Here is a 2,492-nt window from a genome sequence, read left to right on the forward strand (position 1 = left end):
CCTGCCGTATGACGCGGCGATCTATCGTACGGACGAAAAGGGCGAGCGCCATCTCTTCGCGCGCTACCTCCAGGGTGGCCACCCTCAAGTAAAATTCCAGGGCAACCGGTTGCTGATCGGGACGATCGGCAAGAGCTATTCCACTGGAGACTTTCACTATCCGGACGGATCTTTGCTTGAGATTGCCTACAAGGGCTGATCCCAAATCTTCATTCAACTGATTGATGGATTCCGCCCCACCAATAGCTAGCGGCCGGCGATCCATCAGGGAGGAGTTCCATGCGGGAACGCAGAGACCATTTCATCGGCGGCGACTGGGTCGCGGCGGCTGCGGGAGGGGAGATCGTCGTCCACTCGCCGGCGACGCTGGAGCTGGTGGGTCGATCCGCCGACGCCGGGCCGGCCGACATCGACGCGGCGGTCGCGGCCGCGCGGCAAGCCTTCGACGCAGGGCCCTGGCCCTGGACGCCGGCCAGGGAGCGCGCCGCGGTGATGCGGCGCATGGCGGCCTACATGCGTGAGCGCGGCGATGAGATCGCCGAACTGCTCTGCGACGAGATGGGCTCGCCGATCTCCTTCCTGAAGCGCGGCGGGGGCGACGGCCCCTCGCCGCTGTTCGAATACTATGCCGACCTGGCGGAGACCTGGCCGTTCGAGGCTCCTCGCCAAGGCGCCCTCGGGCCCGCCGTGGTCCGGCAGGAGCCCGTCGGCGTGGTCGCCGCGATCACGCCGTGGAACGGGCCGCTGTTCATCCTAGCGCTGAAGGTGGCGCCCGCGCTGGCCGCCGGCTGCACGATCGTCGCCAAGCCTGCGCCCGAGGCACCGCTGGACGCCTTCTACATGGCGGACGCCGCCGCGGCCGCGGGTCTTCCGCCCGGCGTGCTGAACATCGTTCCCGGCGGCCGCGAGGCGGGTGAGCACCTCGTGCGCCATCCGGGGATCGACAAGGTCTCCTTCACGGGCAGCACCGCGGCGGGCCGAAAGATCGCCGCCATCTGCGGCGAGGAGTTGAAGCGCTGCTCCCTGGAACTGGGCGGCAAGTCGGCCGCCGTCATGCTGCAGGATGCGGCGGTGGAAAGCCTGGTGCAGTGTGCGATCCCGCTCGGCCTGGCGTTCAACAACGGTCAGGCTTGCGCGGCCTTGACCCGCGTCTTGGTTCCACGGAACCGCCACGACGAAGTCGTCGACGCGATGGTGAGCTTCGTCAAAGGACTCAAGGTCGGCGATCCGCGAGACCCTGAGACCACGATGGGGCCGCTCATCGCCGAGCGCCAGCGCGAGCGCGTGGAACGCTACCTCGGCCTCGGGCGCGAGGAAGGGGCCACGCTTGCGATCGGCGGCGGGCGGCCGAAAGGGCTCGACAAGGGCTGGTATGTGGAGCCCACCGTGTTCGCCGAGGCCAGCAACGACATGACCATCGCCCGTGAGGAAATCTTCGGTCCGGTGGGCGTGGTCATTCCCTACGACGGCGGCGATGACGAGGCCGTCGCCCTGGCCAACGCCTCGACCTATGGCCTGGGCGGCGCGGTCTTCTCCGCCGACCCCGATCGCGCATATCGGGCCGCGAGCCGCATCCGCACCGGAACCATCGGCCTGAACATGTTCGGTGTGGACCCGTACTGCCCCTTCGGCGGCTTCAAGAGCTCGGGCATCGGTCGGGAAATGGGCCCCGAGGGCCTCGCTTCCTTCATCGAATACAAGTCCGTCTTCAACCGCGCTCGACCTGAGGCTTGAGGAGCGCTCCATGCTCGATCCATCGGTTCCCGACCAAGCCCTGGCGAAGGTCCCGCCGCATGTGCCGCATGAGCTTGTGCGCAGCGTCAATCTGTTCAGCGATCCTGAGATCGCGACCTGTCCGCACGCTTTGATCGCCAGGATGCATGACGGGCCCCGCGTCTTCTTCAACGTTGGCGATCCGTTCCGGGGCCCCGCCTGGACGCCGACCCGGGCCGAGGACATTCGGGGGATTCTGCAGAACCCCGAGGTATTCTCCTCCGAAGGCATGTCGGGGTTCTCCGCGCTGATCGGCGAGACCTGGCCCTTGATCCCGACCGAGACCGATCCGCCGGCGCACAGCGCTTACCGGACGCTGCTCAATCCGATCATGAGCCCCAAGCGGATCGCAGAGATGGAGGACAAGGTCCGCGAACGAGCGGTGCAGCTGATCGAGGCGCTGCAGGATCAGAAAAGCGTCGAATTCATGCAGGCCTTCGGCCGCGCCTTTCCGATCTACATCTTCCTGGAACTGATGGGCCTCCCAACCGATAGGGTGGAGGTGTTCTACGGCTGGATGCACGGCGTCCTCCACGGCGCCGACATGGCCGAACGTTCGGCGGCGATGGGCGAGGTGGCGAGCTACCTGCGCGGCGTGGCCAAGGAGCGGGTCGGCTCGACCTCAGACGATCTCGTCAGCTTCGTGGTCAATGCGCGCATTGAAGAGCGCCCGCTGACCGACGACGAGATCATCGGCATGCTGACCCTGATCTTCGGAG

At 66.8% G+C, this 2,492-nt stretch carries 2 protein-coding genes and 1 pseudogene; all 3 read left to right on the forward strand.

The features are described from left to right. Positions 1 to 199, forward strand: a 199-nt coding sequence (locus JOZ79_RS00045) for a hypothetical protein (protein ID WP_294068882.1), incomplete at its 5' end; no start/stop codon positions are given. Between the two features lie 80 nt (positions 200 to 279). Continuing rightward, complete coding sequence (locus tag JOZ79_RS00050; RefSeq protein ID WP_294068885.1) at positions 280 to 1,734, forward strand: aldehyde dehydrogenase; 1,455 nt, start codon at positions 280 to 282, stop codon at positions 1,732 to 1,734. A gap of 10 nt (positions 1,735 to 1,744) precedes the next feature. Next, positions 1,745 to 2,492: pseudogene (locus JOZ79_RS00055) on the forward strand (cytochrome P450); the annotation flags it as partial.

The organism is Sphingomonas sp. (assembly GCF_019242355.1).
In the GTDB taxonomy this organism is placed as follows: domain Bacteria; phylum Pseudomonadota; class Alphaproteobacteria; order Sphingomonadales; family Sphingomonadaceae; genus Sphingomicrobium.